This window comes from Hydrogenophaga defluvii (assembly GCF_042665235.1).
GTDB lineage: Bacteria > Pseudomonadota > Gammaproteobacteria > Burkholderiales > Burkholderiaceae_C > Hydrogenophaga > Hydrogenophaga defluvii_A.
Map to the genome: position 1 here is coordinate 1 of NZ_JBHTBZ010000075.1, position 1,127 is coordinate 1,127.

A 1,127-nucleotide genomic window follows, 5' to 3' on the forward strand; every position below is an offset into this window, starting at 1 on the left:
AGCGGCGGATTCAAATCTGAAGTGCAACACCTGCCACCGAGTAAGGTCAGCAGATGCAAAGCAGTCCACCCAGAAGGTATCAACAGCTCCAGACAGAGGACCGCGTGACGCTGGCCAGCCTGGTCCAACAGAAGTTCGGCGTTCGAGAGATGGCCCTGGTCATGGGACGTTCGCCCAGCACCATCAGCCGCGAGCTGCGGCGCAATGCCCAGCCAGCGGGCTACGCCAGTGCCGCAGCATGCGCCTGCGCCCAACAGCGGCGCAGCCAAGGCCGCCCACCCAACAAGCTCCATCGGGACGGCCGGCTTTTTGGCGCGGTGCGCCACTTTATGAGCGAGCGCTGGTCACCCCAACAGATTGCCCTGACACTGGCTGCCCTGTACCCCAAGGGCCATGGATACCGCGTGTCACACGAAACCATCTACAACTGCATCTACGCTCAGCCCGTGGGAGAACTCAAGCGCGAACTGATCGCCGCCCTGCGCCACGCCCACAACAAGCGTGTGCCGCGCAGCAAGGGGCAAGACCGGCGCGGGCAGATTCCCGACATGGTGAGCATCCACCTGCGTCCGCCCGAGATTGAAGACCGGCAGTTCCCCGGGCACTGGGAGGGTGACCTCATCAAGGGTGCTGCCAACGCCAGTGCGGTGGGCACGCTGGTCGAGCGCACCAGCCGCCTGGTGATGCTGGTCAAGCTGCCCGAGTTCAAGCCGGCCAGCGCTGCCAACGTGTTGCAGGCCTTCACGGACAAGCTGCTGGGCATTGCCGCGCCCATGCGCCAGAGCATGACGTACGACCAAGGAAGAGAGATGGCAATGCACAAGGAACTGAGCAAACGCACGGGCATTGCGGTGTACTTCTGCGACCCGCACAGCCCTTGGCAGCGGGGCTCCAACGAGAACATGAACGGGCTGGTACGCCAGTACCTGCCCAAGGGCACCGACCTATCGATCCACAGCCAGGAGCAGCTCGATGCCATTGCCGATCAGATCAACAATCGACCCAGAAAAGGCTTGGGCGTACGATCCCCTCTGGCGGTCTACCGGGAGCTGCTCCTGAACAGCCCCCAACACTCCACCCTCGTTCATTGAAACCAAGGGTGTTGCACTTCAGATTTGAATCCGCCA

General features: G+C 62.6%; 1 protein-coding gene. It reads left to right on the forward strand.

Annotated elements, in window-relative coordinates; translation table 11 throughout:
- Positions 1-53: 53 nt before the first annotated feature.
- Entirely contained in the window at positions 54-1,091 is a 1,038-nt protein-coding gene (locus ACFQU0_RS19825) for an IS30 family transposase (RefSeq protein ID WP_382203664.1), read from the forward strand.
- Positions 1,092-1,127 lie beyond the last annotated feature (36 nt).

What these genes read in the sequence shown, in the direction of transcription:
- ACFQU0_RS19825 (WP_382203664.1), top strand. Translation starts at nt 54, where the DNA reads ATGCAAAGCAGTCCACCCAGAAGGTATCAACAGCTCCAGACAGAGGAC.